This window comes from Sinorhizobium garamanticum (assembly GCF_029892065.1).
Lineage (GTDB): Bacteria > Pseudomonadota > Alphaproteobacteria > Rhizobiales > Rhizobiaceae > Sinorhizobium > Sinorhizobium garamanticum.
Genome location: NZ_CP120374.1, coordinates 54,751 through 81,082 on the forward strand (window position 1 = coordinate 54,751; position 26,332 = coordinate 81,082).

A 26,332-nucleotide genomic window follows, 5' to 3' on the forward strand; every position below is an offset into this window, starting at 1 on the left:
TGCCCCTCACCCTAGGGGAGTTTGGCGCGGGCGCTGCCGCACGTCCCTTCGCCCCGCTTGCGGGGAGAAGGTGGCCAGCAGGTCGGATGAGGGGCAAAACCGCGACGACCTTTACCCCTTCAAAGCCCGGCTGAAGACGCGCGACAGCCGCTCGGCGAAAGCGCGCGGGTCCTCCGGCTTGTCGCCGTCGAGGACGCGCGCCTGGTCGAGCAAGAGCTTCACCGCGTCCTCGCGGAATGCGTCGTCCTCGGCGGGGCAGGCAGCGATGGCGGTGATGAGGCTGTGGCCGGGATTGATCTCCAGGATCGGCTTTGCTGAGCTGTCGATACGACCGGCACCCTGTAGCATCTTCTCGAGCTGCCGGTCCGGTCCGTGCTCCGGCGCGACGAGGCAGACCGCGCTTTCCGTCAACCGCTCCGAGGTCCTGACATCGGAGACCGCTTCGCCGAGCGCCCTCTTGGCGAAGGCCACGAATTCGGTGACGGTCTGGCTCGTCTCCGCAGACGTCGTCCCGTCGGCCTCTTGCTTTGCGATACCGGCAAGATCCGCCGCCCCTTGCGTGATCGACTTGAACGGCTTGCCCTCGAAATCCGGCGCCGAGGTCACCCAGAAGCTGTCGACCGGATCGGTGAGCAGCAACACTTCGATGCCGCGAGCACGAAAACCTTCGAGCTGCGGCGAGGCCTTCAATTGGGCAAGGTTGTCGCCAGCCAGGTAGTAGATCGCCGTCTGCCCTTCCTTCATGTCCTTGACGTAGTCGCTCAAGGCGCGCGGCTTGTCGTCCGACGTGGTGGTGCGGAAGCGCGAAAGCGCGATGAGCTGTGCACGACGCTCGAAATCCTCGTAGATGCCTTCCTTGATGACACTGCCGAAGTTTTCCCAGACCTTGGCGAAGGCCTCCGGCTCGCTTTCCGCCAGTTTCTCGATGCTGGTCAGCACCCGGTTCGTCAGCCCCTTCCGGATGCTGGCGAGGAGCGGGCTCTCCTGGATCATCTCGCGCGAGACGTTGAGGGGCAGATCGGCCGTATCGATCAGGCCGCGTACGAAGCGCAGGTAGCGGGGCAGCAATTCCGCCTCGTCGGTGATGAAGACGCGCTTGACGTAGAGTTTCATACGCCCCTTGCGATCCGGATCGAAAAGATCGAACGGTTTGGAGCCCGGCACGAAGGCGAGCGCGGTATATTCGTGGCGGCCTTCCGCCCGGAAGTGAACGGTCACGGCTGGTTCATCATACTGGCCGGCGACGCTGCGGTAGAAATCGGCATAATCTTCCTTGGAGATCTCGCTCTTCGGCTTTGTCCAGAGAGCCGTGCCGTCCGCGACCTGGGCGGGTTCGCTGCCGGGCTTCTCGACGATCGAGATCGGTACGGGCACATGGCCGGACTGCTCCCTGACGATCCGCTCGACCGTCCAGCGCGAAGTGTAAGTCTTGGCATCGTCCATGAGGTGCAGCGTGATCCGCGTGCCGCGCGCCGGAGCATCGGCGAGTTCAACCGCCGAAACCGTGTAGCTACCCTTGCCGTCGGACGCCCAATGCCAGGCCTTGTCCGAGCCGGCACGACGGGAAATGACGTCGACATTGTCGGCCACCATGAATGCGGAATAGAAACCGACACCGAATTGGCCAATGAGCTGTGCGCCTTCCTTGCCTTGTGCTGCCTCGATCCGCTCCATGAAGGCGCGCGTGCCGGAACGTGCAATGGTGCCGAGGGATTCGACCAGTTCGTCACGGCTCATGCCGATGCCGTTGTCCTCGACCGCGAGACGCGCCTTGTCTTCGTCCAGCGTCAACGTGATGCGTGGTGCGGGATCGTTGGCGAGCAGCTCAGGTGCGACGATCGCCTCGTAGCGCAGCTTCTCACAGGCATCTGCCGCATTCGAAATCAGTTCGCGAAGGAAGATGTTCTTGTCCGAGTAGACCGAGTGCACCATCAAATGGAGCAGCCGCGCCACATCGGCTTCGAAGACATGTTTTTCGACGGACATTTCGACTTCACTCATCGCGTTGCAGACCTCCTTGATTGTTTGCCCCAATTGGCAAGCCACACGCCGATTTTCAAGGGTTGTCTTGCTGATGGTGTGTTTCAGTGCAACGCTGTTGCGTAGACCTTCGCGGACGTCTGGAACCGGGCCGGACATGCGGTCGGCGGCAAGGCTCCCGCGAGATGTCCAAGTAACGAGGTGGGCTGCCGCCTTGCTGCTTGCCTGCATTCTTGACGCAGGTCAACGCCAGTGCCCGTCAAAGTGCGCAAAGCTGCACATAACCGCAACGCGTCGCGAACAGGAAGGAGTTCCGGATGTCCGAGGTCATCACGCTGGCGACGCAGCCTTCCAAATATGACCGCCTGATCGCTAGCGCGGCGCGGCGACGGGCCGCGCAAGTGGCAGCGGTGTAGCGCCATGGACGCGCTCCTTGTCGTCAACGCCGGCTCATCGAGCCTTAAGTTCCAAGTTTTCGGCATCGCCGGCATGGACCTGACACGCCAGATCCGCGGGAAAATCGACGGTATCGGCACGAGGCCGCGTCTGCAGGCGACCGCGGCCGACAACAGCCAGCTCATCGACCAGACCTATGACGCGAAGGCCGTTCACGATCTTCCGGCCGCCATTACCGAGGCTAGACGCTGGCTCCTGACGCTGGAGGGCTTCGAGTTGCGGGCGGTCGGTCACCGGGTCGTGCACGGCGGTCCTGACTACGCGCGGCCCGTGCTGATCGATGCGGCCGTGCTCGACCGCCTCGCAAGCTACCAAGACCTTGCACCTCTGCATCAGCCGAACAACCTGGCGCCGATCCGTCTGGCGATGGAGATCAATCCGGATGTGCCGCAGGTTGCCTGCTTCGACACGGCCTTTCATCGCGGCCACGCCAAGCACACCGATTGCTACGCCCTCCCGCAGAGTTTCTATGATGAGGGCGTCCGACGCTACGGCTTTCATGGACTTTCATACGAGTACATCGCCGAGCGGCTCCGAGAGGTGACGCCGCAAAAGGCCCGCGGGCGCGTCATTGTCGCCCATCTCGGTAGCGGTGCTTCTATGTGCGCGTTGCGAGATGGTCGCAGCATCGAGAGCACGATGGGCTTCACGGCGCTCGATGGACTGCCCATGGGTACACGGCCAGGTCAGCTCGATCCGGGTGTCGTCCTCTACCTGATGACCCATAAGGGCATGAGCGCCGAGAAGGTGTCGGATCTGCTCTACCATGATGCCGGGCTCAAAGGGTTGTCCGGCCTATCGAGCGACATGCGCGAACTTCTGGCGAGCGGCGACCCGAATGCCGCGCTCGCCGTCGCTCATTTCGTTTATCGGTGTGTGCTCAATACGGGGATGCTCGCGGCGGCGCTGGGAGGGGTCGATGCCTTCGTCTTCACGGCTGGCGTCGGCGAGAACTCTGCCCCGATCCGCGCACGCATCGTCGAAGGCCTCGGCTGGCTCGGGGCAGAGCTCGACCCGGCGGCGAACGAGGCGGGCGCCGCATTGATCTCAACGGCCAAAAGCCGCATTGCCCTGCACGTTATTCCAACCGACGAGGAACTGATGATCGCGCGCCACACGCTTGAGCTCATCAATGCGCATGCAGCCTGACCAGGCCCGAGCTCATCGACGCAGTCGAGGCCGGTTGCCTCAGATATTGCCCATGCAGAGATATTTCATCTCGAGATAATCCTCGAGCCCATGGCGCGAGCCTTCCCGGCCGATACCGGATTGCTTGATGCCGCCGAAGGGGGCGGCTTCGGAAGACATCCGTCCGGTATTGATGCCGACCATGCCATATTCGAGCGCTTCGGCCACATGCCAGACGCGCTTCAGGTTCTCGGCGTAGAAATAGGCGGCGAGGCCATAGATCGTATCGTTGGCCTCGGCCACCACCTGCTCGGCCGTTTCGAAACGGATGATCGGGGCGATCGGGCCGAAGGTCTCTTCCTGGGCAACGCGCATACTATGTGAAATGCCGGTTAGAACCGTTGGCTCGAAGAAAGTGCCCCTGGTGCCGAGCCGCCTGCCGCCGCATCGTACTTCTCCGCCCTTGGCCAAGGCATCGGCGACATGCGCCTCGATCTTCTCGATCGCATGGCTGTCGATCATCGGGCCGATCGCGACTCCGGCGGAGAATCCGTCGCCGACAGTGAGTTCACGCACCCGGTCAACGAATTTTTCAGCAAAGGCGTCGTGTACGGCGGATTGCACATAGATGCGATTGGCCGAAACGCAGGTCTGGCCGGCGTTGCGGAATTTGGCCTGAACGGCGCCGTCCACCGCCTCGTCGATGTCGGCGTCGTCGAAAACGATGAAGGGAGCATTGCCGCCGAGTTCCAGGCTGACCTTCTTGATCTGGTCGGAACATTGCCGCATCAGCAGACGCCCGACCTCGGTGGAGCCGGTGAAGCTGATCTTGCGGACCTTGGGGTGGCTGCAGAGTTCGCGGCCGATCGGGGCGCCTTCAGCGGCGTAAAGCAGATTGACGACGCCTTTCGGAAAGCCGGCCTTTTCCGCGAGCACAAACATCGCGCCGGCCACGAGCGGCGTCTGTTCTGCCGGCTTTAGCACGACCGCGCAGCCGGCGGCGAGCGCGGGCGAGATCTTGCGCGCCACCATCGATGCCGGGAAGTTCCAGGGCGTGATGGTGCCGACCACGCCGACGGGCTGTTTGATGACGAGCATGCGGCGGTCGTTGGCCGGCGCGGGGAAGGTTTCACCATAGACGCGCTTGGCTTCCTCGGCATACCACTCGACATAGGACGCTGCGTGAAGAACCTCGCCCTTCGCTTCTGCCAACGGCTTGCCCATTTCGGCGGTGAGTATCGCGGCAAGATCATCGCCATGCTCGACGATCAGGTCATGCCAGCGGCGCAGGATCGTGCTTCGCTCTTTCGCCGGCTTTGCAGCCCAGAGGCCCTGTGCCGCGCCGGCAGCCTCGATGGCGGTGTGCGCCTCGTCGATTCCCATATCCGGAAGTGTTGCAAGCAATTCACCGGTCGAGGGATTGAAGATGTCGAACGTCGCGCCGGTCCACTTGGCGGCAGGGCGGGTTACATTTTCAAGCGCCGCAAACAGGTCGGCTGCTCGAAGGTGCTTGGTCAATGCAGATGTCAATCCCATGGCACGTCCTCGGGCGAGGCCTGTTGTGGCAGGGCCAAGCCTCGCTTCATGTTCCTGCGGAGCGGCGGTTGCGCACCCCGAGCCAGCGTCATTGGCCGGACGCCCGCGATAGCGGGCGCCCGAGTTGCCGTCAACCACGGGCCTCGAGGATCGATGCTTCGAGAATATCGAGCGCTTCCGCGAAGACTTCGTCCTGGATCGTGATCGGCGCCAGGAAGCGGACGACGTTGCCATGGACGCCGCAGGTCAGCAGGATCAGACCCTTTTCCAACGCAATAAGGCGGACTTTGTTGGCGAATTCGGCGCTCGGCAGATTGGTCTTCACGTCGTTGAATTCGACTGCATTCATGAAGCCCGGACCACGGATGTCGACGATCTCCGGCACATTCTCGCGGATCGCGGCGAGGCGTTGCTTCAGGCGATTGCCGAGCTGGTTCGCACGCTCGCACAGCTTCTCCTCCTCGATGACGTCGAGGACGGCGTGGGCCGCCGCAATGCCAAGCGGATTGCCGCCATAGGTGCCGCCGAGGCCACCCGGTCCGGGCGCATCCATGATTTCGGCGCGGCCGGTGACTGCGGCAAGCGGGAAACCGCCGGCGAGGCTCTTTGCCATGGTCATCAGATCGGGAGCGACGTCATGGTGCTCCATCGCGAAGAGCTTGCCGGTGCGGGCAAAGCCGGTCTGAACCTCATCGGCGATCAACAGGATGCCGTGCTGGTCACCGATTTCGCGAAGCGCCTTCATAAAGGCGGCCGGGGCCGGGTAGAAGCCGCCTTCGCCCTGAACCGGCTCGATAATGATCGCAGCCACGCGGCCCGGGTCGACATCCGCGGCGAAGAGTTTCTTCAGTGCTGCGAGGGACTGTTCGACGCTGACGCCGTGAAGCTCAATCGGGAAGGGGGCGTGGAAGACGTCTCCCGGCATCGCGCCGAAGCCGACCTTGTAGGGCACGACCTTGCCCGTCAGCGCCATGCCCATGAAGGTGCGGCCGTGGAAGCCGCCGCCGAAGGCGACAATCGCCTGGCGACCCGTCGCAGCGCGGGCAATCTTCACCGCGTTTTCGACGGCCTCGGCGCCGGTCGTGACGAAAATCGTCTTCTTCGCGAAGTTGCCCGGCGCCAGCGCGTTCAGGCGCTCGGCGAGATGGACATAATTCTCGTAGGGCACGACCTGGTGGCAGGTGTGGGTGAAGCGGTCGAGCTGTTCCTTGACCGCCGCGATCACCTTGGGGTGGCGATGACCGGTGTTGACGACCGCGATGCCCGCGGCGAAGTCGATGTAGCGGTTGCCTTCCTTGTCCCAGATCTCGGCATTTTCGGCGCGGTCGGCATAGATCTGCGTGGTCATCCCGACACCACGGGAGATGGCTGCGTTCTTGCGATCGGTGAGGCTGGTCATCGTGGTAGTCCTGTTCACAAGGAGGAATATGTTGCATTTTTTCTGCAATTCTTTTCCGGAAGTGGTACATCTTTTCCGATGGATTGCAAATCAAATTTGGTGATCGAGACAACACCGCCACTGATGGGCGCTTCTTGTAAATCCACAAGCCCGGCGGCTAGATTGCTTCCAGTACCGACAGCCTAGGACGCCTGGAGCCCCGATGTCAGAGAGAGGAAACGGATCGATGAGCGGAGCCGGCAATATACGCTACAAGGTGGCTGAGGCGGCAAGGCTGGCCGGCGTGTCGGCGTCCACGCTCAGGCTGTGGGAAACGCAGGGGCTGGTAGTGCCGGAGCGTTCGGCAACGGGGCATCGGCAATATACGGATGCGGATCTCGCCCGGTTGAAGCGCATATCCTGGTTTCGTGCCCAGCGCGGCCTGAACCCGGCCGCCATCCGCGAGGCTTTGGAGGCGGAGGATGCGAACGACGAAACCGGTCCGGCTGCAATGGCGGAGAGCAATGCCGATCTCCAGGTGGGCCGAAAGTTGCGGAGCCTGAGGCATGCCGCGGGCAAGACGCTCGAGCAGGTGGCAAGCGATGTCGGCATTGCCGCATCCGTACTCTCGACCTTGGAACGCACCTCACAGGGCGTCTCCGTCGCGGTCCTCCATAATCTCGCGGAGTATTTCGGCACAACTGTTTCCAGCCTCTCGGGCGAGGACGAACCGGAGGTGCGGGCGCTCGTCAGGGCCGGCGAGTGGCGCAACTGGCCGCGCACGACACCGGGGGTGACAGTGCAGTTGCTCGCGGAAGGCAGAAACCAGATGGACTGCCATCGTTTTGTGCTGGCGCCAGGAGCCTCGAGCGAGGGCGCATATCGGCACGACGGCGAGGAGTTCGTCTATGTGCTCTCCGGTCGTGTCGAATTCATATTGGACTCCGATCAGTTCTACGATCTTCATCCGGGCGACTCGCTCTATTTCGAGAGCCGCCGCCGGCATGCCTGGTCCAATCGCCACGACGGCGAAACCGTTCTGCTGTGGATCAACACGCCGCCGACATTCTAGTCTACAGACGCTCGCGCGGGATAGTTGAATTAGTATATTCTTATCATCGCGCGGGATTGTCGGATGTATTGCCGAAATTCACACAACTAATGTCGCCGCAGCTGCGCTCGCCCTGGTGTCTAATCAGACTTTAGTCCGATATTGCCGCAAAGACACACAGAAGATTTCTCCGCTTCTGATGCATTCTCCTTGGCGCTGACCTGCCAAAGTTTAGCCCTATTCGCTCATACAGTCGCCCATACCGCCCCTTAACCATTCATTTACCTGAATAAACTCAAGGCTCTTGCCACAGGGCAACCACCAAACCGGCGGCAAAAATCATGATTGCGTAGGGAGCTGGTGCCACCAGGAGAGTATCCCGCAAAGATTTTGAACTCGGAGGGGGATGTTCGATGCGGATTGCACGCGACCGGCAGCTGGATGGGTTGAGAGCCGTCGCTGTCACGATGGTGCTCTATGGACATTTTTTCGCGGCCGACGGGTCCTATTGGGGCCATATCGGCGTGCGGCTGTTCTTCGTGCTGAGCGGTTTCCTGATTACCCGGCTGCTGCTCGACGCGCGTGAAGATGCCCGCTTCGAGCCGGCGACGGCGCTGAAATCATTTTATGCGCGTCGGGCACTGCGCATCTTTCCGCCCTATTTCGCGGTCCTCGGCATCGTCTGGCTTATCGATCTGGAGAGTTCCAAGACGGTGTTGGCGTGGCACGCGCTTTATCTGTCGAATTTCTGGTACGCGCTCCAAGACGCATGGACGCCATGGGTCCTCTGTCATACGTGGAGCCTCAGCATTGAAGAGCAATTCTACGTCATCTGGCCACTGATCGTCCTGATCGCACCGAGACGCTCGATCGCAGCAATTTGCCTCGGCGTAATCGCCTGCTCCATCGCCTACCGCTTCTATTGGCCATTTACGGGTACGCCGTCGCTGGCTCGCGATCTGCTTCCCCCCGCCTCAATGGATGCGCTCGCCTCCGGCGCTCTGCTCGCCGCCTACCGGTCGAAGAATGCGGCCTGGCCGCAATGGGCCAGGTTGAGTTGGATGCCACTCCTCAGTGCATCCGTCGTCCTCTTTTGGCTGAGGCCCGTGTCGCTGACACCGATGCTGGAGTGGCTGGGCTGGATCGGGCTGGAGGTCTTTCCCCTTTTGCCGCTGACGATGCTGGTCGGTAGTTGTTCGAGGGGAATCGACGGCTACCTCGGTCGGCTGGCCGAGCTTCCGCCGGTGACCGCACTCGGGCGCATCAGTTATGGCGTCTATCTCTATCATGCGATCGTGCTCGCGCTGGTGGTCAAGGCTCAGCCTTGGATTCCCGTCAACGTCTCCGAGCAAGGAATCGGGCGGTTCCTGGTGGCGGGCGCAGCGACGTTGCTGATCGCGTCGATCTCCTGGCTGGCATTCGAAGAGCCGCTCAATGCATTGAAACGGCATTTCCCATACGTCCGGCCGAGGGCATCGGGAGCTCTGCCGCTATCCCCGAAGGCGGGCGATCGGATTGGAGGGGGACGCCGAACACCCGCCTATCGGCCGGAACCGATAAGCTCCCGCAAATCCTTTCAACCTTCGGATCTTCGATAACTACGCGAGCTGAACAATGTCCACGCCATTGGTCTCCGTCCTGCTGCCCGTCTACAACGCGGAACCCTATCTTCCCGCGGCGCTCGAAAGCATCCTGCGCCAGGACCACGAGCGTGTCGAAATCATTGCGATCGACGACGGGTCCACGGATCGTTCGCTGGACATCCTCGAGCGATATCGGAAGGATGACGGTCGCATCCACATCGTCTCGCGCGAAAACCGCGGCCTTATCGCCACGTTGAACGAGGGTCTCACCCTCGCGAGGGGCGAACTCGTCGCCAGGATGGACGCCGACGACATTTCCTATCCGTCCCGCTTTTCGCGTCAGGTCGCGTTGTTCGACCAACGGCCGGGGCTGGCGCTTTGCGGTACCGGGATCGACACGCTGATCGGCAATCGCATCATTCGCGGTAGGCCTAATCCGATCTTTCGGTCCGGAAGCCTGCGTACATTGTCGATGTTCTTCACGATCTTCATGCACTCGACCGTGATCTACAATCGGAAGGTAATACCGGAGCCAATGCTCGCTTACGATGCGAGCTACGTGCATGCGGAGGACTTCGATCTGTTCAGGCGCATTGCCGATCGCTTCCTGGTAACGATTATCGACGAAGCCCTGGTCGCCTATCGTATCCATGGCGACAGCGTCACGAGCAAGCACAAGCGCCGGATGCGCCAGACCCATCTGAAGATCGTGGCCGAAAACCTTCAGGCGGAATGTCTTGTCGGTGACACGAGCGCGCTTGCCGAGATCGGCATTGCGGTCACGATGGAGACGATCCGCAATCTCTCCGAATTCATCCTGGCGCTCGAACGGGAAATTTCGTCCCGACCAGTGGAAGTGCGCCGGGCCTATGAGGACGGGGCCCTCTGTTTCTTTTACTTTCTTTATCAGCTCATAGCTGATGAAGAGCGACCGGAGCTGACCCATGCTTTCCTGACTCAGACCGGGAAATGGGGCCTAATTCGGCGCCGCGAGCGATACGGTCTGCTCGCCGGTGCGCGGGCGCCGTGGTGCAGCCGCATTTCGCTTGCCGCTACAAAGCGGGTGGACGGGCTGGCGCGGTACCTGCAATCGGTGCCCGCCGCGACTGTTCTTCCTCAGAATGGCGTGGCCTAAGATGGCGTCCGAACGTTCTGCAGCCGCACAAGAGCATCCGAACGCAGTGGTCGCACGGCCGACTTGCGCTACGTCGATTACCGGCGGGTCGCGGCCATTCGCGAGCTTCATCGTCTGCACGCGAAACCGTGTTCAGGCACTTGCCGCCTGCATCCGGTCCATCGAGACCGCATGTCTTGCCTATGCAGGGATCACCAGCGAGCTCGTGATCGTCGACAACGGCTCGACGGATGGGACGCCGGACGAGCTGATCCAAATAGCGGCGGCGTCGCCTGTCGCGATCGCACTCGTGGCCGAGCCGCGCCCGGGCCTGGCGGCGGCACGCAACGCAGGAATGGAGCGGGCACGCGGCCGGATTCTCGTTTTCGTCGACGACGACTGCGAGGTGCACCGCCGCTATCTCGGCGATCTCGCGCGGCATTACGCCGATGGCGAGCGGCGCATCATCCGCGGCGGCCGCGTCGAACTTGGCGATCCTTCAGATCTGCCATTCACGATCAAACGATCGAGCGTTTCTGCGCGATTGACCCGCGACGTCCATCCGGGCGGCTTCGTGCTCGGGTGCAACATGACGATGCACCGCGACGTTGCGGCGCTCGTCGGCCCTTTCGACGAGCGCTTCGGAGCTGGCGCGCCGCTGCAATCGGCGGAGGATACCGACTATCTCGTACGCGCCTTTCAGCTCGATATCCCGATCGAATACGTACCCGACATGGCCGTCTATCACCACCACGGCCGGAAGGCTCGTGAGGCCATCGAGAAGCTGCACCGCAACTACAGCCTCGGCAACGGCGCTCTTTGCTTGAAGCATCTATTCAGGGCGCCATGGCTGCTCAAGCACTTCTGCTGGACTTTCAGATCCGCCTGCGGCCAAACCTTGGGCGGTGAGAGGTTCGACCCTGAACTCCAGCTATCCCATTGGCCGATTGTGACGATGAACCTGCTTGGCGCGGCAAGGTTCGCGCGCCTTGCCGTGACCGGCCCGGCACCGCGGGCAGAGCTGCGTCAGATCCACCAGACAGCGGCAAAGTTAAGATGAGGGCCGTCATGTTACGATTCCTATTGCCTGCCTTGCACGTTCTGCACAACGCACTGGGACGGCAGTTGCGTCTGCTGCCCATCGTCGTGGTTCTGGGCCTCGCCAGCGCCGCGCTCGAAGGCGCCGGCATCGGCCTGATCATCCCGATGCTTGGCATCATTGCTGGCAATCAGGATGCCGGCGGATTGGACGGAATCTCCGCCTTCTTCCAGCAGGTGGGGGCAGGGCTCGACGACGGCGAAAGGCTACTGGCGATCGCAGCGGGCGTTCTTGCGCTGATCACGCTGAAGAATGTCCTCGCCTTTGCGAACACCCTGCTGACGACCTTTATCTATGGAAAGGCGAGCCACGCGATCCGAAGTGCTCTTTCCGACCAGCTCTTGCGGATCGGCTATCCTTTCTTCCTGCAGCAAAGTCCCGGTCGCCTGCTCAACATCATCTCCAACGAGTCGTGGCGGGCCTCCGACGCAATACAGACTGTGCTTTCTGCCCTGGTGAACGGTTCCGCTGCCATCATCCTGCTGGCATTTCTACTCTTGCTTTCCTGGCAGATGACGTTGTTGGTCGCGCTTGGCCTCGTTCTCGTCCAACTCGCGCACGCCGCCTTGTCGGCCACTCTTAGAGGCCCGAGCCGGGAAGTGACGTCCTTCAACAGCGAACTCGCCGCGAGGATGCTTCATCTCGTGCATGCCGGGCGGCTGATCCGCGTATTCGGCCAGGAGGAGCGCGAGAAGGCGGTATTCGATTCCGCCTCGGACTCCGTCCGCCGGGCCGGATTCGTCCTGCAGAGCCGCCAGGGCTCGTTGCCGCCGCTCACCGAAGTGCTGCATTCCGCCCTGTTCCTGACGGCGGTTGTCAGTGCGTGGTCTATGGGCGTGAGCTTTCCGGTCATCGCCGCTTTCGTCGTGCTGCTCTATCGTTTGCAGCCGCACGTGCGCGCGCTGCAAATGTCCTGGGGGCAGATCCAGGGTTGGAGCGGGTCGCTCGAAGAGGTGCGCTGGCTCCTCGATCCGTCAGACAAGCCAAAGCCTCCCGCGGGTCATGAGCCCGTCACCGGCTTGCGCGAGGGCATGAAATTCGATCACGTGACATTCCGATATCCGGGCTCTGAGGCTCGCCCCATCGTACTGCGCTCTGCCACCTTCGAAATTCGCAGCGGCCGCTCGACGGCGATCATCGGACGGTCGGGCGCCGGCAAGAGCACGATCGTCAATCTCCTGTGCCGGTTTGTGGAGCCTGACGAAGGCAGCATCCTCATCGATGGTGTGCCGCTCGATCAAATCGATCCGGCCCAATGGCGGCGCCAGATTGCCGTTGCTAGCCAGGACCTCGAACTGGTGGACGGCAGCATCTTCGAAAACATCACCTATGGCCAGGACGCTACGATCGCCGAGGTGGAGCGCGCGGCCAAACTGGCCGAGGCGCACAGCTTCGTGGACACGCTGCCTGAGGGATACGCGACCATCGTCGGCTATCGCGGAGCGAGCCTGTCGGCGGGGCAGCGGCAGCGCATTGCCCTTGCCAGGGCGTTGGTGCGCGACCCCGAAATTCTGATTCTCGATGAAGCGACCAATGCCGTGGACGGCCTGTCGGAAGCCGCGATCGTCGAGACGCTGAGGTTAAGGGCTGGCCGTCGCACGACCATCGTGATCAGCCACCACCGCAGCACGATTTCGTTCTGCGACGACGTGGTGGTTCTCGGCAGCGGCCGGGTGAAAAGCCAGACGCCGCTGGCTGACGTTGCATCTTTGAGCATGGACCAGCTCTACGAGCACGAGACACGCGTGGAGCGCCACGGTTGAGTCTGAGTTCAGCAAAAAGCAACGCGGCGCGCCTGAAGGGCGCGCCGCAGTGTCTTTGTTGCTAGCTATGAACCTTAGTGCGGACGGCGAAGCGCCCCCCACCGCGGTCAGGCGGCCTTGGCGTAATGCTTGGCCATTTCCGGCAGGCGCAGCACCCTGATCTTTGAAGCTTGGCCGGCCGTGCGGAAGGCCTCGAAGCGTTCCTTGCAGACCTCGGTCATGCGCGCGATCGCTGGCTTCAGGTAGTTGCGCGGGTCGAAATTGTCCGGATGCTCGAGGTGATGCTTGCGGATTTCACCCGTGAAGGCGAGCCGGAGATCAGTGTCGATATTGACCTTGCGGACGCCGAGCGGGATCGCCTTCTGGATTTCGGCGACCGGCACGCCCCAGGTCTTCTTCATCTTGCCGCCGTAGGCATTGAAGAGTTCCTGAAGATCGGCCGGCACGGATGACGATCCATGCATGACGAGGTGGGTGTTCGGCAGCCGCCGGTTGATCTTGGCGATCGTGTCGATCGAAAGGATCTCGCCGTCGGGCTCGCGCGTGAACTTGTAGGCGCCGTGGCTGGTGCCGATCGCGACGGCAAGTGCGTCGACACCGGTCTTGGAAACGAAATCGAAGGCCTGCTCCGGATCCGTCAACAGTTCTTCGCGGGAAAGCTTGCCCTCAAAACCGTGGCCGTCCTCCTTGTCGCCGGCACCTGTTTCAAGATTGCCAAGGCAACCGAGTTCGCCTTCGACGGAAACGCCGGCCGCATGGGCGATCTTCACGACTTCCGCGGTCACCGCGACATTATATTCATAGCTCGCAACGGTCTTGCCGTCCTTTTCGAGCGAGCCGTCCATCATCACGGAGGTGAAGCCATTGGTGATGGCGGAAATGCAGGTCGACGGCTGGTCGCCGTGGTCGAGATGCAGACAGACCGGAATATGCGGGTACTCCTCGGCCGCGCCGAGGATCAGGTGCCGGAGGAAGGCGTCCCCGGCATAGGCACGCGCTCCGCGGCTCGCCTGCAGGATCACCGGGGAATCCGTCGCATCGGCGGCTCGCATGACGGCCTGAATATATTCGAGATTGTTCACATTGAAGGCCGGCAGCGCATAATTGTTCTCCGCCGCGTGGTCGAGCAGTTGCCGCAATGTGATCAATGCCATTCGAAATCTCCCTGATGCTGGACGCCCCACTCCAGGCGCCGTGGATAGGCGGTCACGGGTTCAACAGTCCCCTGATCGGTCGTGTTCATGAGGTCTGTCGAAGAAGGCTTTAACCACACTCCGACAGACCTGGAGCAGACGCTGCCGGACCAAGTCGAAGGCACAATAATTCATGCAGACCTTTTGGCAACGGGGGCAGGGGCAGGACCGAACACTTGATTGACGTGCGTCAGCGGATTTTGCTGTGGATGAGAAATTGCCCGGTCAAAATTCGCGGCTTTCGCTTTCTGGTGGTGCTGGCAGGGTGGCGCATGAAGGAGGTTAAAGGCGCACATGCCGGTAGCCGGCGAGACACGCCAGTCTCGAAATCGCTCCTTAACGACGCGGTGTCGCGGTCGATGCGAACGCGCGAATTGCAAAAAAATTGCGACAGGAGCCGCAAATTTTTCTGCATATTACGTAAAGTGCCACATCAATTCACAAACTTTGCATATCGACCCTTGCGGGTCGGTTTTGGGGGCCGAAAAGGCAATTCTTGAATCCGATCTAAAACGTTACAGTTTGCCGTTCGGCCTGCTGCTGTCCAGCCTGACCAAAGTCGCAAAGGGGACGAAAACCACCGCAAACGAAATACAACCTATGCGTCTATAAAAATGACGGCCTATAGAGAAGGATGCAATTTTCCGCACAAAGCGCCTTGCCTTTGTTGAGAATTTGCCCTTCTCTCCTGCGATCACAACCCAAAATGAGGGGAAGGAGAAAAAACAATGACCTCACTGAAACTCAAACTCAGCGCCGCTGCGTTGCTTGGCTCGCTGCTGATCGGCGCAAGCCCGGCGCTCGCGGAAGCGGTGCTTCACCGCGGCAACGCCGGCGAGCCGCAGACGCTCGACCAGGCCCACACTTCGATCAACATCGAAGAGTTCATCCTGAAGGATCTCTATGAGGGCCTGACGATTTACGACGCCGCGGGCAAGATCATCCCGGGTGCAGCCGAAACCTGGGAACTTTCGGACGACGGCACCGTCTATACCTTCAAGCTGCGCGCCGATGCCAAGTGGTCGGATGGTTCGCCGGTAACGGCCGAGGACTTCGCCTTCTCGTTCCGCCGTGTGGAAGACCCGAAGACGGCGGCCGAATATGCCAACATTCTCTTCCCGATCAAGAATGCCGAGAAGGTCAACAAGGGCGAGGTTCCGGTCGACCAGCTCGGTGTGAAGGCGGTCGACGAAAGGACGCTCGAAATCACGCTTGAGCGCCCGACTCCGTTCTTCCTGGAACTGCTCGCGCACCAGACCGCGCTTCCGGTCAGCAAGGCAAGCGTCGAGAAGAACGGCGCCGATTTCGTCAAGCCGGGTGTCATGGTCTCGAACGGCGCGTTCAAGCTGACCGCCCATGTGCCGAACGACAGCCTGACCGTCGAGAAAAACGCGAACTACTGGGACGCCGCCAACGTCAAGCTCGACAAGGTGATTTTCTATCCGATCGACGACCAGGCTGCCTCGGTGCGTCGCTTCGAAGCGAAGGAAATGGACCTCGCCTACAACTTCTCGGCCGACCAGATCGAACGCCTGCGCAAGTCGTATGGCGACCAGGTCCACGTCTCGCCGACGCTTGCGACCTACTATTACGCTTTCGACACGCGGCAGGAGCCCTATAACGACGTCCGCGTTCGCCGCGCACTGTCGATGGCGGTCGACCGTGACTTCCTCGCCAAGGAGATCTACAGCGGTTCGCAGCTTCCGTCTTACTCGATGGTCCCGCCCGGCCTCGAGAGCTACGGTGAGCCCGCCAAGGCCGATTTTGCGGACATGTCGCAGCTCGATCGCGAAGACAAGGCAATCGAGTTGATGAAGGAAGCCGGCTACGGTGAAGGCGGCAAGCCGCTCAACATCGAAATCCGCTACAACACCAACCCGAACCATGAACGTGTTGCAACGGCTGTCGCCGACATGTGGAAGAACACCTTCGGCGCCAAGGTCTCGCTGGTGAACCTCGACGTGTCGTCGCACTACGCCTACCTGCAGGAAGGCGGCAAGTTCAACGTCGCACGAGCCGGCTGGGTTGCCGACTATGCCGACGCCGAAAACTTCCTGGCGCTGAGCCTCAGCACCAACAAGACCTTCAACTATGGCCACTTCGAAAACGCAGAATTCGACGCGTTGATGAAGAAGTCGTATGAAGAACAGGATCCGGCAGCGCGCTCGAAGCTCCTCCACGAAGCCGAGACCCTGCTGATGAAGGAACAGCCGATCGCGCCGTTCCTGACCCAGGCAGACCTGTGGCTCGTCTCGAGCCGCGTTAAAGGCTGGCAGGACAACGGACCGAACGCGCATCTGAGCAAGTTCCTGAGCGTCGCCGAATAACGAACTGAGGCGACGCGCGGCTGGTCTGCCGCGCGTCGCCTCCGGAGTACATCCATGATCCCCTTCATCCTCCGCCGATTGGCGAGTGCGGTGCCGACGTTATTTATCGTCGTCACCATATCCTTCTTTCTGATGCGGTTTGCCCCAGGCGGCCCCTTCAATCTCGAGCGTCCTCTCCCTCCCTCCACGATGGAGAACCTGATGAGGACCTATCACCTCGATCAGCCGCTCTGGCGCCAATACTTCATCTATCTCAGCAATGCGGTGACGGGCGACTTCGGTCCGAGCTACATCTACCACGACAACAATGTCGCGCAGCTGATCGGCAAGGGCCTGCCCTATTCGATGGAGCTTGGTTTCTATGCTCTGCTTCTGGCCGTGATCGGCGGTGTGATCGCCGGCACGATTGCAGCCCTCCGGCAGAACAGCATCCTCGACTTCGGGATCATGGCCGTCTCGACGATTGGCGTCACCGTTCCGAACTTCGTCGTCGGTCCGGTCCTGACGCTCGTATTCGCAATCGTGCTGTCGTGGCTGCCGGCGGGCGGCTGGGGAGACGGGTCGTTCCGCTTCCTGATCCTGCCGATGATCGCGCTGGCATTGCCGCAGCTCGCCGTCTTCGCCCGGCTTACCCGCGGCTCGATGATTGAAGCGCTCCACGCTGACCACATCCGTACCGCCAAGGCCTATGGCCTGCCGTCACGCGCGGTCGTGGTGACGCACGCGATGCGCGGCGCGATGCTTCCGGTGGTTTCCTATCTCGCACCCTGTGCGGCCGCACTCCTTACCGGTTCGGCCGTGGTGGAGACGATCTTCACCATCCCGGGCGTCGGACGCTATTTCGTACTCGGCGCAATCAACCGCGACTACACTCTGGTCATGGGCACCGTGGTCCTCATCGCCATCTTCGTCATCGTTTTCAATCTTCTGGTCGATATTCTCTACGGCCTGCTCGATCCGAGGGTTCGCCATGACTGATATCGTCCACGTACCGGCGTCCACGCCGGAAACCAAGGGACGCAGCCTCTTCCAGCTCGCCGCGCTCCGCTTCCGCCGCAATCGCGCCGCCATGGCCGGTTGTGTGATGCTGGTGTTGATTGCGCTCTTCTCCTTCGTCGGACCGCTGTTCTCGCCGCACGCTTACGACCAGGTCTTCCCGTCCTATGTCTCCATCGCTCCGAGCCTGGAGCCAAGGCCGGATGCGTCGACGCTTCAGGACGTTATGGAAGGTGTTGCCACCCGCGCCCGCGTGACGCTCAAGGAATTCGCAGTTGAGGGCGAGGGGTTCACCGCCACCGTCACCTCGGACCGGCCGATCGACCCGCGCGCGACGCGGTACTTCGACAGAGCCAACGAGTTCGAGGGCACGAAGGTCGTCGCAACCGAGGACGATGGCCGCACGCTCAAGGTCGAAGGCCAGGTGGACCGTGAATATTTCCCGTTTGGCACTGACTCGAACGGCCGCGACCTGCTCGTTCGCGTGATGCTCGGTGGACAGATTTCGATCGCCGTCGGGCTGCTCGCGAGCCTCGTCTCGCTCGGCATCGGCGTCGTCTACGGTGCGACCTCGGGCTATATCGGCGGGCGCGTCGACAATGTCATGATGCGTCTGGTCGAGATCCTCTATTCGCTGCCGTTCGTCTTCCTCGTGGTCGTGCTCGTCGTCTTCTTCGGCCGCAGCTTCATCCTGATCTTCCTGGTGATCGGCGCGGTCGAATGGCTGGACATGGCGCGTATCGTGCGGGGGCAGACGCTTGCGCTCAAACGGCGCGAGTTCGTCGGCGCAGCCCATGCGCTCGGTCTTACCGACTGGCAGATCATTCGCCGTCACATCATTCCGAACACGATCGGCCCGGTGATCGTCTTCGTCACCGTTGTCGTGCCGAAGGTCATCCTGCTCGAAAGCTTCCTCTCCTTCCTCGGACTCGGCGTGCAGGCGCCGCTGACGAGCTGGGGCGCGCTGATCTCTGAAGGAGCAAACAACATCCAGTCGGCGCCGTGGCTGCTCATCTTCCCGGCCATCTTCTTCGTCGTCACGCTGTTTTCGCTGAATTTCGTCGGCGACGGCCTGCGCGATGCGCTCGACCCGAAGGACCGCTGACATGGCAGACATGAAGGAATCCATTCTTACCGTCCGCGGTCTGAAGGTGGACTTTTCGACACCGGACGGTACCGTCGAGGCCGTCAAAAGCATAGATCTCGATATCCGTGCCGGCGAGACGCTGGCGGTCGTCGGCGAGTCCGGTTCCGGCAAGAGCCAGACCATGATGGGCATCATGGGACTGTTGGCGACGAACGGCACCGTGACCGGCTCGGCCCGCTATCGCGGCAAGGAGCTTGTCGGCCTTGCGCCCAAGGCATTGAACGACGTGCGCGGCTCGAAGATCACGATGATCTTCCAGGAGCCGATGACGTCGCTCGATCCGCTCTACACGATCGGGCGACAGATCGCCGAGCCGATCGTCCATCACCGCGGCGGAACATTCAAGCAGGCGCGCAAGCGGGTGCTTGAACTGTTGGAGCTCGTGGGCATTCCCGAACCGACTCGTCGCATCGACAGCTATCCGCACGAACTCTCGGGCGGTCAGCGGCAGCGCGTGATGATCGCCATGGCGCTTGCCAACGAGCCGGACATCCTGATCGCCGACGAACCGACGACCGCGCTGGATGTCACCATCCAGGCGCAGATTCTCGATCTTCTGAAGTCGCTGCAGAAGCGCTTCGGCATGGCGATCGTGCTGATCACGCACGACCTCGGCATCGTGAAGCACTTTGCCGAGCGCGTCGCGGTGATGCGCCGGGGCGAGGTCGTCGAGCACGGCAGGACGACGGACATCTTCGAACGGCCGAAGGCCGATTATACGAAGATGCTGCTTGCCGCCGAGCCGAGCGGACGCAAGGCCCCGCCGCCGGAAAACGCGCCGATCGTACTGGAAGGCCGCGACGTTTCGGTCGACTATTCGATCGGCGGCGGATTGTTCCTGGGCTCGACTTCGGTTTTCCGGGCCGTCGACGGCGTCAATCTGCGCCTGAGGCAAGGCCAGACGATCGGCATCGTCGGCGAATCCGGGTCGGGCAAATCGACCTTGGGCCGAGCGCTGCTGAGACTCTTGCCGAGCAAGGGACACTATCGCTTCGGCATGACCGATATTTCCGCTTTCGACCGCGGCGCGATGCGGCCCCTGCGCCGCGAGCTCCAACTCGTGTTCCAGGATCCCTATGGCTCGTTGTCGCCGCGCCGAACGGTCGGTGAGATCATCACCGAGGGCCTTTACGTGCACGAGCCCGATCTCAACCGGGCCGAGCGGGACCGCCGTGCGATCGCCGCACTGAAAGAAGTCGGTCTCGATCCTGCGTCGCGCAACCGCTATCCGCACGAGTTCTCGGGCGGGCAGCGCCAGCGTATTGCGATCGCCCGCGCCATAATCCTGAAACCGAAGGTCGTGATCCTCGACGAACCGACCTCGGCGCTTGACCGTTCGGTGCAAGGGCAGGTCATCGAGCTTCTGCGCGGCCTGCAGCGTTCGTATGGGCTCTCCTACATCTTCATCAGTCACGATCTTTCCGTCGTGAAGGCGATGTCGGATTATGTGATTGTTATGAAGAACGGCCGCATCGTCGAGGAGGGCGAAACGGACGCGATCTTCGAGGCGCCGAAGGAGCCTTATACCAAGACGCTGATCGGCGCCGCCTTCAACGTCTGAGATCCGCAGCTTGAACGGCAGAGACGCGGCACTCGCGTCTCTGCTCCTATCGCGCCATTTCGACGGGTGGTCGCGAGGCCATTCTCATCAAGTGCGACGGCAAACAGACCGCCGTGCAGGCAGCCAAGAGCCAATCCGGAAATTTTCCGCCCGAAGGCCGACGGTCCCCCGGTTCCCATGGCTTGCCCGGGTCAGGAACCATCCTTGCCTTGTCCGAGTTTTCAATAATGTCGGAGCATTCGGTTTCAAGAGAACTCGATGCCGCGGGTTGTCCCTGCGGAAATTTCGACGAGAAAGGCGATGGATTTCCTAGAAGCGGTCAACGCCGCCGTATCTTGGCTGCAGACTGTCGTTCTCAATGAGTGGACGGTCTATCAGTGCGTCGTGATTGCAACCGGTTACCTGGTTTGCGGGTTCCTGGCAAAACGGATAGAGCCGGCATTGGAAAGCCGCGCCCGCACCATCAAGGGAAATCCCGATCTGCTCCGCGTCATCATCGCCTTCATGCGGCGGCTGCGGTGGCTTTTCCTGATTGCGTGGCTGTGGATCGCGGACGTCGTTTTGCTGCGATTTGGATGGCCTTCTTACCGGTGGCTGGTGGCCACAGCTCTTACGCTCGTGGCGGCGTGGTTTGTGATCGCGGTGCTCACGCGCATTATCAGAAACCAAATGCTCGCAAGGGTCGTGGCGGTTGCCGGCTGGCTCTACTTTGCACTTTACGCCCTTGGACTGGATGGGACGATCCTGACAGCCCTTGACGGCATTGCCGTTAATCTCGGCGCTGCCCGTCTTTCGATGTTGCTGGTCCTGAAAGCCATCATCCTTTCTGCCGCGCTGATCTGGCTGGCTGTCCTGATCGGCAACATGTCGTCCCACTGGTTACAGAAGTCCGCGGATCTCACGCCATCGCTCAAGGTCCTCATCAGCAAACTCATCAAGATCAGCTTGATCGGAATAGCGGGCGCTATCGCCCTATCTGCAACGGGCATTGACCTGACGGCCCTCACGGTCTTTTCGGGTGCCGTCGGCGTCGGCATCGGTTTCGGCCTGCAGAAGGTGGTCTCTAATTTCATTTCCGGAATCATCATCCTTCTCGACAAGTCGATCAAACCGGGCGACACGATTACGCTTGGAGAAACCTTCGGCGCGATCCGCGACCTACGCTCCCGCTTCGTCTCCGTCATCACGAGAGATGGAAAGGAATACCTCATCCCGAACGAAGATTTTATTTCCCAGCAGGTCGTGAACTGGTCCTTCTCCAGCGAGTATGTCCGCATCGAGGTCGATTTTGGGACGTCGTACGACAGCGACCCGCACGAGGTTGCGCGCATTGCAGTTGAGGCTGCGAAAGCAATCCCGCGGGTTGCCAGTGCCTACGCCCAGCCGGTCTGTTGGATGACCGCATTCGGGTCATCGTCGCTCGATTTCAAACTGAGATTCTGGATTTCCGATCCGAGCAACGGGCTGACGAACGTCCGTGGCGAGGTCCTCATGGCATTGTGGGATGCGTTCAAGAAGGCCGGTATTTCAATACCGTACCCGCATCGTGAGATCATCATGAAGACACCTGTCGAGGTCGTGGATTCACTTGAACGCGGCGAAGAGATGCCGAGCGCCCCAGCGCCCGCATCCCGTTCCAACGTGTGAGGGTCATCACGTGTCGTCGTCGCGTTGTGCCTCTGCCCCCAGAAGCCTCTTGTCGAGCCCGAACTTCTGCATCTTCTCATAGAGCGTCTTGCGCGAGATCCCGAAAGACTCGTAGACGGGCTTCAGTGCCCCGCCATGGGCCGCAAGCGCGCTGGCGATAAGGCTCTTTTCGAAGGCCGCAACCTTGTCGGCGAGACGCGCGCCGTTCGGTCGCGCGGAAGTAGCGTCGTCCTGTTCGGCTTCGAGCCCGAGCACGAACCGTTCGGCTGCGTTTCGAAGTTCGCGAACGTTGCCTGGCCAGTCGCGTTCCGCGATTTCCGAAGCCAGAGCAGGGGAAATCTCGACGTCATCGCGGCCGTAGCGCGCGGCGGATTCGCGCACCAGCTGCATGAAAAGCAGCGGTATGTCGGAACGGCGTTGGGCAAGCGGCGGCACACGCAGCGTCGCGACGTTCAACCGATAGAGCAGATCGGCGCGGAAACGGCCGGCGGCAACCTCCCGCTCCAGATCGACCTTGCTGGTGGCGACGAAGCGCACGTCGAGCGGCACGATTTCATTGGAGCCGAGCCGGGTTATGACCCGTTCCTGCAGCACGCGCAGGAACTTTGCCTGGAGGTCGAAGGGCATGGAGCCGATCTCGTCGAGCAGGATGGTGCCGCCGCGCCCGTGCTCAAACTTGCCGTAGCGCGGTCGCAACGCGCCCGGAAACGCGCCTGCCTCATGCCCGAAAAGCTCGCTCTCGATCAGAGTCTCCGGAAGGGCGGCACAATTGATGGCGATGAAGGGGCTGTTGGCGCGACTGCTCAAGTCATGGAGTGCGCGCGCCACGACCTCTTTGCCGACACCCGTTTCGCCGATGATCAGTGTATCAGCGTCGGACGCACCGATGGCGCGGACCTTGTAACGCAGGTCGACCATCGCCTGGCTTCGCCCCGGCAGCCGTTGCTCGATGTCGTCGCGCTTTCCGGCAACCGCTCGGAGGCGCCGGTTTTCAAGCACGAGGCCGCGCCACTCGAGCGCGCGGCGGATGGTGCCGGCGAGCGTTTGCGCCGTGAAGGGCTTTTCGACGAAATCGTAGGCGCCTTCGCGCATCGCCCGCACGGCGAGTTGGACGTCGCCATGGCCGGTCACGAGGATCACCGGGACCTCGGCGTCGATCTCGCGGATACGCTGCAGAAAGGTCATGCCATCCATGCCCGGCATACGAATGTCGCTGATCACCACGCCGGAAAAGCTGAAACCGATGAACTCGAGCGCGTGTTCGGCACTGGCGAATGTATCGACGCGAAAACCTGCAAGCTCGAGCGCCTGGGCGCTCGAATGGCGAAGTTCCTCTTCGTCGTCGACGAGCAGGACACGGCTCTCGGTCATTCGGCGGCCTCACGCCCGGTCTGGCTGACGGCCGCAAGTTCGATGCGAAACACGGCACCTCCTTCTGGGTGGTTCGTAACGGTCAGGTTGCCGCCGAAATCCTTGACGATGTTGTAGGAGATAGAAAGTCCGAGGCCGAGCCCCTTGCCGATACCCTTGGTGCTGAAGAACGGATCGAAGATGCGCTCGGTGATGGCAGATGCCACACCTGGTCCGCGGTCGCGGACTGTAACCACCACCTTGTCGCCTTCGCGGCAGGCGTTGACCGAAATCACACGATCATCGAGGCCCTCGACCGCGTCGACTGCGTTGGAGATAACGTTGACGAGCACCTGCTGAAGCCGGACAGATCCCGCCCGGACAACAAGCGGCACGTCACCGAGATCGAAGTTCACGGCGGCGTCTGCCGCCTTGATACGGGCGGCAACGATTTCCATCGTGTCCCGCATCACCTCGTCAAGAGCCACAGGACCAAGCTTCTCATTGGGCTTGCGCGCAAAATTGCGCAGATGCCGGCTGATGGACGCCATACGGTCGATGAGGCCGGAAATGCGCCTGACATTGTCGCTTGCCTCGGTCGTGCGCCCCCGCTCGATCAAGAGAGCAGCACTGTCGGCATAGGTCTTGGCGGCGGCAAGCGGCTGGTTGAATTCATGCGAGAGGGCTGCCGACATCTGGCCGAGGCCGGCGAGCTTACCCGCCTGAATGAGGTCTGCCTGGGTCTGGCGCAATTGCTGCTCGGTCAGTCTCCGCTCGGCGATCTCCTCCTCGATCTGGGCATTGACCCGCGCGAGATCGGCAGTGCGCTCTTCGACCCGGCGCTCAAGCTCGCTTTGGGCTTGCGCCTGCATCTGCAGGCGCTCCCTGAGACGCGCGCGGCGCTGCCAGAGGACCGCAACTGCAAGACCGGCAAGCCCGCAAAGCAGCATCGCGGCGGCGACCGCGGTGAGCGCCTGTGTCTTGACCGACGCTGTGTCGATCAGGACGTTCACCGTCCAATCGGCTTCCGGCATATATTGCGAAAGAACGAGGTATTCACGGCTCGCGTCACCGGTCGCAATCCGCATCAATTGGTGATCGAAAAGCGTGCTGCGCGACACCGGCAGCGGACGGAGAACGGCATTTGCATAGCGGCGCGAGGCCTCGGTGCGCGAGAGGCGGTCGGGCGTGAGCGGCAGAATACTCGCATAGAGCCATTCCGGACTGCCGCTCATGAAGATGATGCCTTCGGGATCGGAGACGAAAAGCTTGTACTCGCCTCCCTGCCAGGAAGCCTCGATCGTCTCTATATCGACCTTGAAGACAATGACGCCGCGGATTTCATCGCCGATGCGGATCGGCGAGCCGAAATAATAGCCGCGCTTGAGCGACGTTGTGCCGAGCGCATAGAACCGGGACTGCATGCCCTTCAAGGCATCCTGGAAATAGGGGCGATAGCTGAAATTCTGCCCGACGAAGCTTGCAGGGCCGTCGTAGTTGCTTGCCGCGATCGTGTCGCCACCCGGTGTGATGACATAGATGTCCGAGGACCTGAGGAGCGCGTTGATTTCCTTCAGGTAGGCGTTGACGCTCTCGCGGAGCCGCCGATCCTGCGGCCGCGTGGCCAGTTCCTTGACGTCATCGTGGTCGGCAATCAGGGCCGGAAGCGCCTGGTAGCGATTGAGGTGGCCGCTCAAGGCGGAGACGGCAAGCCGCAGTGTCGTGGTCGCCTGCGCCGAAGCCTCCTGCATATAACGGCGCATGGCGACAGCATTGCCCTGCCAGGCAACGGGCACGGCGATGAGCGGCAGCAGGCAGAGCGCAAGCACAAGACGATATCTCACGGAATGCCCGGCTCCTCCTCCCATGCGTTCCCCCTCGGATGACCGATTTAATCGATCGTAGGGGGCAGCTCAACCGGTGGCAAGTCACGCATAGCAGTCGATTTTTCTCAACGAGAAGCCAGGCGTGTCAACGCAGCGTTGACAATGCGTTTGTCCGTGTCAGCCTTTCGCAAAGGAAGGGAAGAGCGCATCTATACGCCATCAACGAGCCCGGTTGGAGACGGGCGGAAAGGAATCTGACAATGCTCGATCAGATCAAGGGCCTGCATCACGTCACCTCAATGGCGGACGACGCCCTGACCAACAACCAGTTCTTCACCAACACGCTCGGCTTGCGCCGCGTCAAGAAGACCGTGAACTTCGATTCACCGGACGTCTACCACCTCTATTATGGTGACGAGATCGGCACACCCGGCACCGTAATGACCTATTTCCCGTTTCCCCAGATGCCGCGCGGCCGCGCCGGCACGGGGGAGGTCGGAACGACGGTCTTCGCTGTCCCGGCCGGTTCGCTCGGTTTCTGGCGGGATCGTTTGAGCAATCTTGGCGTCACGGGCCTCAAGGACGAGGAAACCTTCGGCGAGAAGCGCTTGAACTTTGCCGGCCCGGACGGCGACGGTTTCGCTCTGGTCGAAGTGAAGGATGATCCGCGCGCCCCGTGGACCGAGGGCGGCATTGCCGCCGATAACGCGATCCGTGGCTTCCATTCGGTCGCCATGCGGTTGCGCGATGAGGGTGCCACTTCCGAACTGCTCAAGTTCATGGGCTACCAGGAGCTCGACCGCAAGGATGGCGTCACCCGGCTGATCGTGCCGGGCGGCAACGGCGCAAGCCTCGTCGACCTCGAAACGCTGCCGAACGTCAATCGCGCCGCGCAGGGCGCCGGCTCCGTGCACCATGTCGCCTTCGCGGTCGACAATCGCGAAAAGCAGCTGGAAGTGCGCAAAGCCCTGATGGACACTGGCTATCATGTCACTCCGGTCATCGATCGCGACTACTTCTGGGCGATCTATTTCCGGACGCCGGGTGGGGTGCTCTTCGAGATCGCCACGAACGAGCCCGGCTTTGACCGTGACGAGGAGATTGCCCATCTCGGCGAGGCGCTGAAGCTGCCGCAGCAGCACAAGCACCTCCGCCCCATCCTGGAAAGCCACCTGCAGAAGCTGGAAGCATAGACTT

18 protein-coding genes are annotated in these 26,332 nt (G+C 61.6%); 12 read left to right on the forward strand and 6 right to left on the reverse strand.

All coding sequences use genetic code 11. The features are described 5' to 3' along the window. Positions 1-111: 111 nt before the first annotated feature. Positions 112-2,001: a molecular chaperone HtpG gene (gene htpG, locus PZN02_RS20245; RefSeq protein ID WP_280662469.1), complete on the reverse strand. Its 1,890-nt coding sequence runs from the start codon at positions 1,999-2,001 to the stop codon at positions 112-114. Positions 2,002-2,400: 399 nt separating this feature from the next. Here htpG and PZN02_RS20250 point away from each other — a divergent pair, with 399 nt between their 5' ends. Beyond that, a complete protein-coding gene (locus tag PZN02_RS20250; protein WP_280662470.1) occupies positions 2,401-3,585 on the forward strand; it encodes an acetate/propionate family kinase in 1,185 nt (394 codons plus the stop codon). Between the two features lie 39 nt (positions 3,586-3,624). On the opposite strand, the gene PZN02_RS20255 is transcribed toward PZN02_RS20250, so the two are convergent. Both PZN02_RS20255 and PZN02_RS20260 read right to left on the reverse strand, forming a co-directional pair. Further along, positions 3,625-5,100, reverse strand: a complete 1,476-nt coding sequence (locus PZN02_RS20255; RefSeq protein WP_280662471.1) for an NAD-dependent succinate-semialdehyde dehydrogenase — start codon at positions 5,098-5,100, stop codon at positions 3,625-3,627. A gap of 130 nt (positions 5,101-5,230) precedes the next feature. Beyond that, complete coding sequence (locus tag PZN02_RS20260; RefSeq protein WP_280662472.1) at positions 5,231-6,499, reverse strand: 4-aminobutyrate--2-oxoglutarate transaminase; 1,269 nt, start codon at positions 6,497-6,499, stop codon at positions 5,231-5,233. Between the two features lie 226 nt (positions 6,500-6,725). Here PZN02_RS20260 and PZN02_RS20265 point away from each other — a divergent pair, with 226 nt between their 5' ends. The 5 genes from PZN02_RS20265 to PZN02_RS20285 all read left to right on the forward strand — a co-directional run bounded on the left by PZN02_RS20265 (position 6,726) and on the right by PZN02_RS20285 (position 13,088). Next, positions 6,726-7,550: a MerR family transcriptional regulator gene (locus PZN02_RS20265; RefSeq protein ID WP_280662473.1), complete on the forward strand. Its 825-nt coding sequence runs from the start codon at positions 6,726-6,728 to the stop codon at positions 7,548-7,550. Between the two features lie 392 nt (positions 7,551-7,942). Next, on the forward strand, positions 7,943-9,127 hold the full coding sequence (locus PZN02_RS20270; protein ID WP_280662474.1) for an acyltransferase family protein: 1,185 nt from the start codon (positions 7,943-7,945) through the stop codon (positions 9,125-9,127). Positions 9,128-9,143: 16 nt separating this feature from the next. After that, positions 9,144-10,247 carry a glycosyltransferase gene (locus PZN02_RS20275; protein ID WP_280662475.1) on the forward strand — a complete coding sequence of 368 codons (1,104 nt, stop codon included), beginning with the start codon at positions 9,144-9,146 and terminating at the stop codon, positions 10,245-10,247. Between the two features lies 1 nt (position 10,248). After that, on the forward strand, positions 10,249-11,286 hold the full coding sequence (locus PZN02_RS20280; RefSeq protein WP_280662476.1) for a glycosyltransferase family 2 protein: 1,038 nt from the start codon (positions 10,249-10,251) through the stop codon (positions 11,284-11,286). Between the two features lie 8 nt (positions 11,287-11,294). After that, the gene (locus PZN02_RS20285) at positions 11,295-13,088 is read left to right on the forward strand and encodes an ABC transporter ATP-binding protein (RefSeq protein ID WP_280662477.1); all 1,794 of its coding nucleotides are present in this window, start codon (positions 11,295-11,297) and stop codon (positions 13,086-13,088) included. Between the two features lie 107 nt (positions 13,089-13,195). On the opposite strand, the gene fba is transcribed toward PZN02_RS20285, so the two are convergent. Further along, entirely contained in the window at positions 13,196-14,242 is a 1,047-nt protein-coding gene (gene fba, locus PZN02_RS20290) for a class II fructose-bisphosphate aldolase (RefSeq protein ID WP_280662478.1), read from the reverse strand. 767 nt (positions 14,243-15,009) lie between these two features. Here fba and PZN02_RS20295 point away from each other — a divergent pair. From PZN02_RS20295 to PZN02_RS20315, 5 genes are all read left to right on the forward strand, one after another. Beyond that, positions 15,010-16,608 (forward strand): peptide ABC transporter substrate-binding protein, encoded by a 1,599-nt coding sequence (locus PZN02_RS20295; protein WP_280662479.1) that lies wholly within the window; start codon positions 15,010-15,012, stop codon positions 16,606-16,608. A 54-nt stretch (positions 16,609-16,662) separates the two neighbouring features. Next, positions 16,663-17,586, forward strand: a complete 924-nt coding sequence (oppB, locus tag PZN02_RS20300) for an oligopeptide ABC transporter permease OppB (protein ID WP_280662480.1) — start codon at positions 16,663-16,665, stop codon at positions 17,584-17,586. Beyond that, complete coding sequence (locus PZN02_RS20305; protein WP_280662481.1) at positions 17,579-18,709, forward strand: ABC transporter permease; 1,131 nt, start codon at positions 17,579-17,581, stop codon at positions 18,707-18,709. The genes oppB and PZN02_RS20305 overlap by 8 nt, the downstream gene beginning before the upstream one ends. A 1-nt stretch (position 18,710) precedes the next feature. Then, a complete protein-coding gene (locus PZN02_RS20310; RefSeq protein WP_280662482.1) occupies positions 18,711-20,312 on the forward strand; it encodes an ABC transporter ATP-binding protein in 1,602 nt (533 codons plus the stop codon). A gap of 300 nt (positions 20,313-20,612) precedes the next feature. Next, entirely contained in the window at positions 20,613-21,959 is a 1,347-nt protein-coding gene (locus tag PZN02_RS20315; RefSeq protein ID WP_280662483.1) for a mechanosensitive ion channel family protein, read from the forward strand. 6 nt (positions 21,960-21,965) lie between these two features. Here PZN02_RS20315 and PZN02_RS20320 read toward each other — a convergent pair whose 3' ends face one another. Further along, on the reverse strand, positions 21,966-23,330 hold the full coding sequence (locus PZN02_RS20320; protein ID WP_280662484.1) for a sigma-54-dependent transcriptional regulator: 1,365 nt from the start codon (positions 23,328-23,330) through the stop codon (positions 21,966-21,968). Beyond that, complete coding sequence (locus PZN02_RS20325; RefSeq protein ID WP_280662485.1) at positions 23,327-25,153, reverse strand: sensor histidine kinase; 1,827 nt, start codon at positions 25,151-25,153, stop codon at positions 23,327-23,329. The genes PZN02_RS20320 and PZN02_RS20325 overlap by 4 nt, the downstream gene beginning before the upstream one ends. 242 nt (positions 25,154-25,395) lie before the next feature. On the opposite strand from PZN02_RS20325, the gene PZN02_RS20330 reads away from it, so the two are divergent. Continuing rightward, positions 25,396-26,328, forward strand: coding sequence for a VOC family protein (locus tag PZN02_RS20330; protein WP_280662486.1), 933 nt, complete (start codon positions 25,396-25,398; stop codon positions 26,326-26,328). The last annotated feature ends 4 nt before the right edge of the window (positions 26,329-26,332 follow it).

What these genes read in the sequence shown, in the direction of transcription:
- PZN02_RS20280 (WP_280662476.1), top strand. Translation starts at nt 10,249, where the DNA reads ATGGCGTCCGAACGTTCTGCAGCCGCACAAGAGCATCCGAACGCAGTG.
- PZN02_RS20250 (WP_280662470.1), top strand. Translation starts at nt 2,401, where the DNA reads ATGGACGCGCTCCTTGTCGTCAACGCCGGCTCATCGAGCCTTAAGTTC.
- PZN02_RS20255 (WP_280662471.1), bottom strand. Translation starts at nt 5,100, where the DNA reads ATGGGATTGACATCTGCATTGACCAAGCACCTTCGAGCAGCCGACCTG.
- PZN02_RS20265 (WP_280662473.1), top strand. Translation starts at nt 6,726, where the DNA reads ATGAGCGGAGCCGGCAATATACGCTACAAGGTGGCTGAGGCGGCAAGG.
- PZN02_RS20305 (WP_280662481.1), top strand. Translation starts at nt 17,579, where the DNA reads ATGACTGATATCGTCCACGTACCGGCGTCCACGCCGGAAACCAAGGGA.
- PZN02_RS20320 (WP_280662484.1), bottom strand. Translation starts at nt 23,330, where the DNA reads ATGACCGAGAGCCGTGTCCTGCTCGTCGACGACGAAGAGGAACTTCGC.
- PZN02_RS20315 (WP_280662483.1), top strand. Translation starts at nt 20,613, where the DNA reads ATGGATTTCCTAGAAGCGGTCAACGCCGCCGTATCTTGGCTGCAGACT.
- PZN02_RS20330 (WP_280662486.1), top strand. Translation starts at nt 25,396, where the DNA reads ATGCTCGATCAGATCAAGGGCCTGCATCACGTCACCTCAATGGCGGAC.
- PZN02_RS20260 (WP_280662472.1), bottom strand. Translation starts at nt 6,499, where the DNA reads ATGACCAGCCTCACCGATCGCAAGAACGCAGCCATCTCCCGTGGTGTC.
- PZN02_RS20310 (WP_280662482.1), top strand. Translation starts at nt 18,711, where the DNA reads ATGGCAGACATGAAGGAATCCATTCTTACCGTCCGCGGTCTGAAGGTG.
- PZN02_RS20275 (WP_280662475.1), top strand. Translation starts at nt 9,144, where the DNA reads ATGTCCACGCCATTGGTCTCCGTCCTGCTGCCCGTCTACAACGCGGAA.
- PZN02_RS20270 (WP_280662474.1), top strand. Translation starts at nt 7,943, where the DNA reads ATGCGGATTGCACGCGACCGGCAGCTGGATGGGTTGAGAGCCGTCGCT.
- PZN02_RS20295 (WP_280662479.1), top strand. Translation starts at nt 15,010, where the DNA reads ATGACCTCACTGAAACTCAAACTCAGCGCCGCTGCGTTGCTTGGCTCG.
- fba (WP_280662478.1), bottom strand. Translation starts at nt 14,242, where the DNA reads ATGGCATTGATCACATTGCGGCAACTGCTCGACCACGCGGCGGAGAAC.
- htpG (WP_280662469.1), bottom strand. Translation starts at nt 2,001, where the DNA reads ATGAGTGAAGTCGAAATGTCCGTCGAAAAACATGTCTTCGAAGCCGAT.
- PZN02_RS20285 (WP_280662477.1), top strand. Translation starts at nt 11,295, where the DNA reads ATGTTACGATTCCTATTGCCTGCCTTGCACGTTCTGCACAACGCACTG.
- oppB (WP_280662480.1), top strand. Translation starts at nt 16,663, where the DNA reads ATGATCCCCTTCATCCTCCGCCGATTGGCGAGTGCGGTGCCGACGTTA.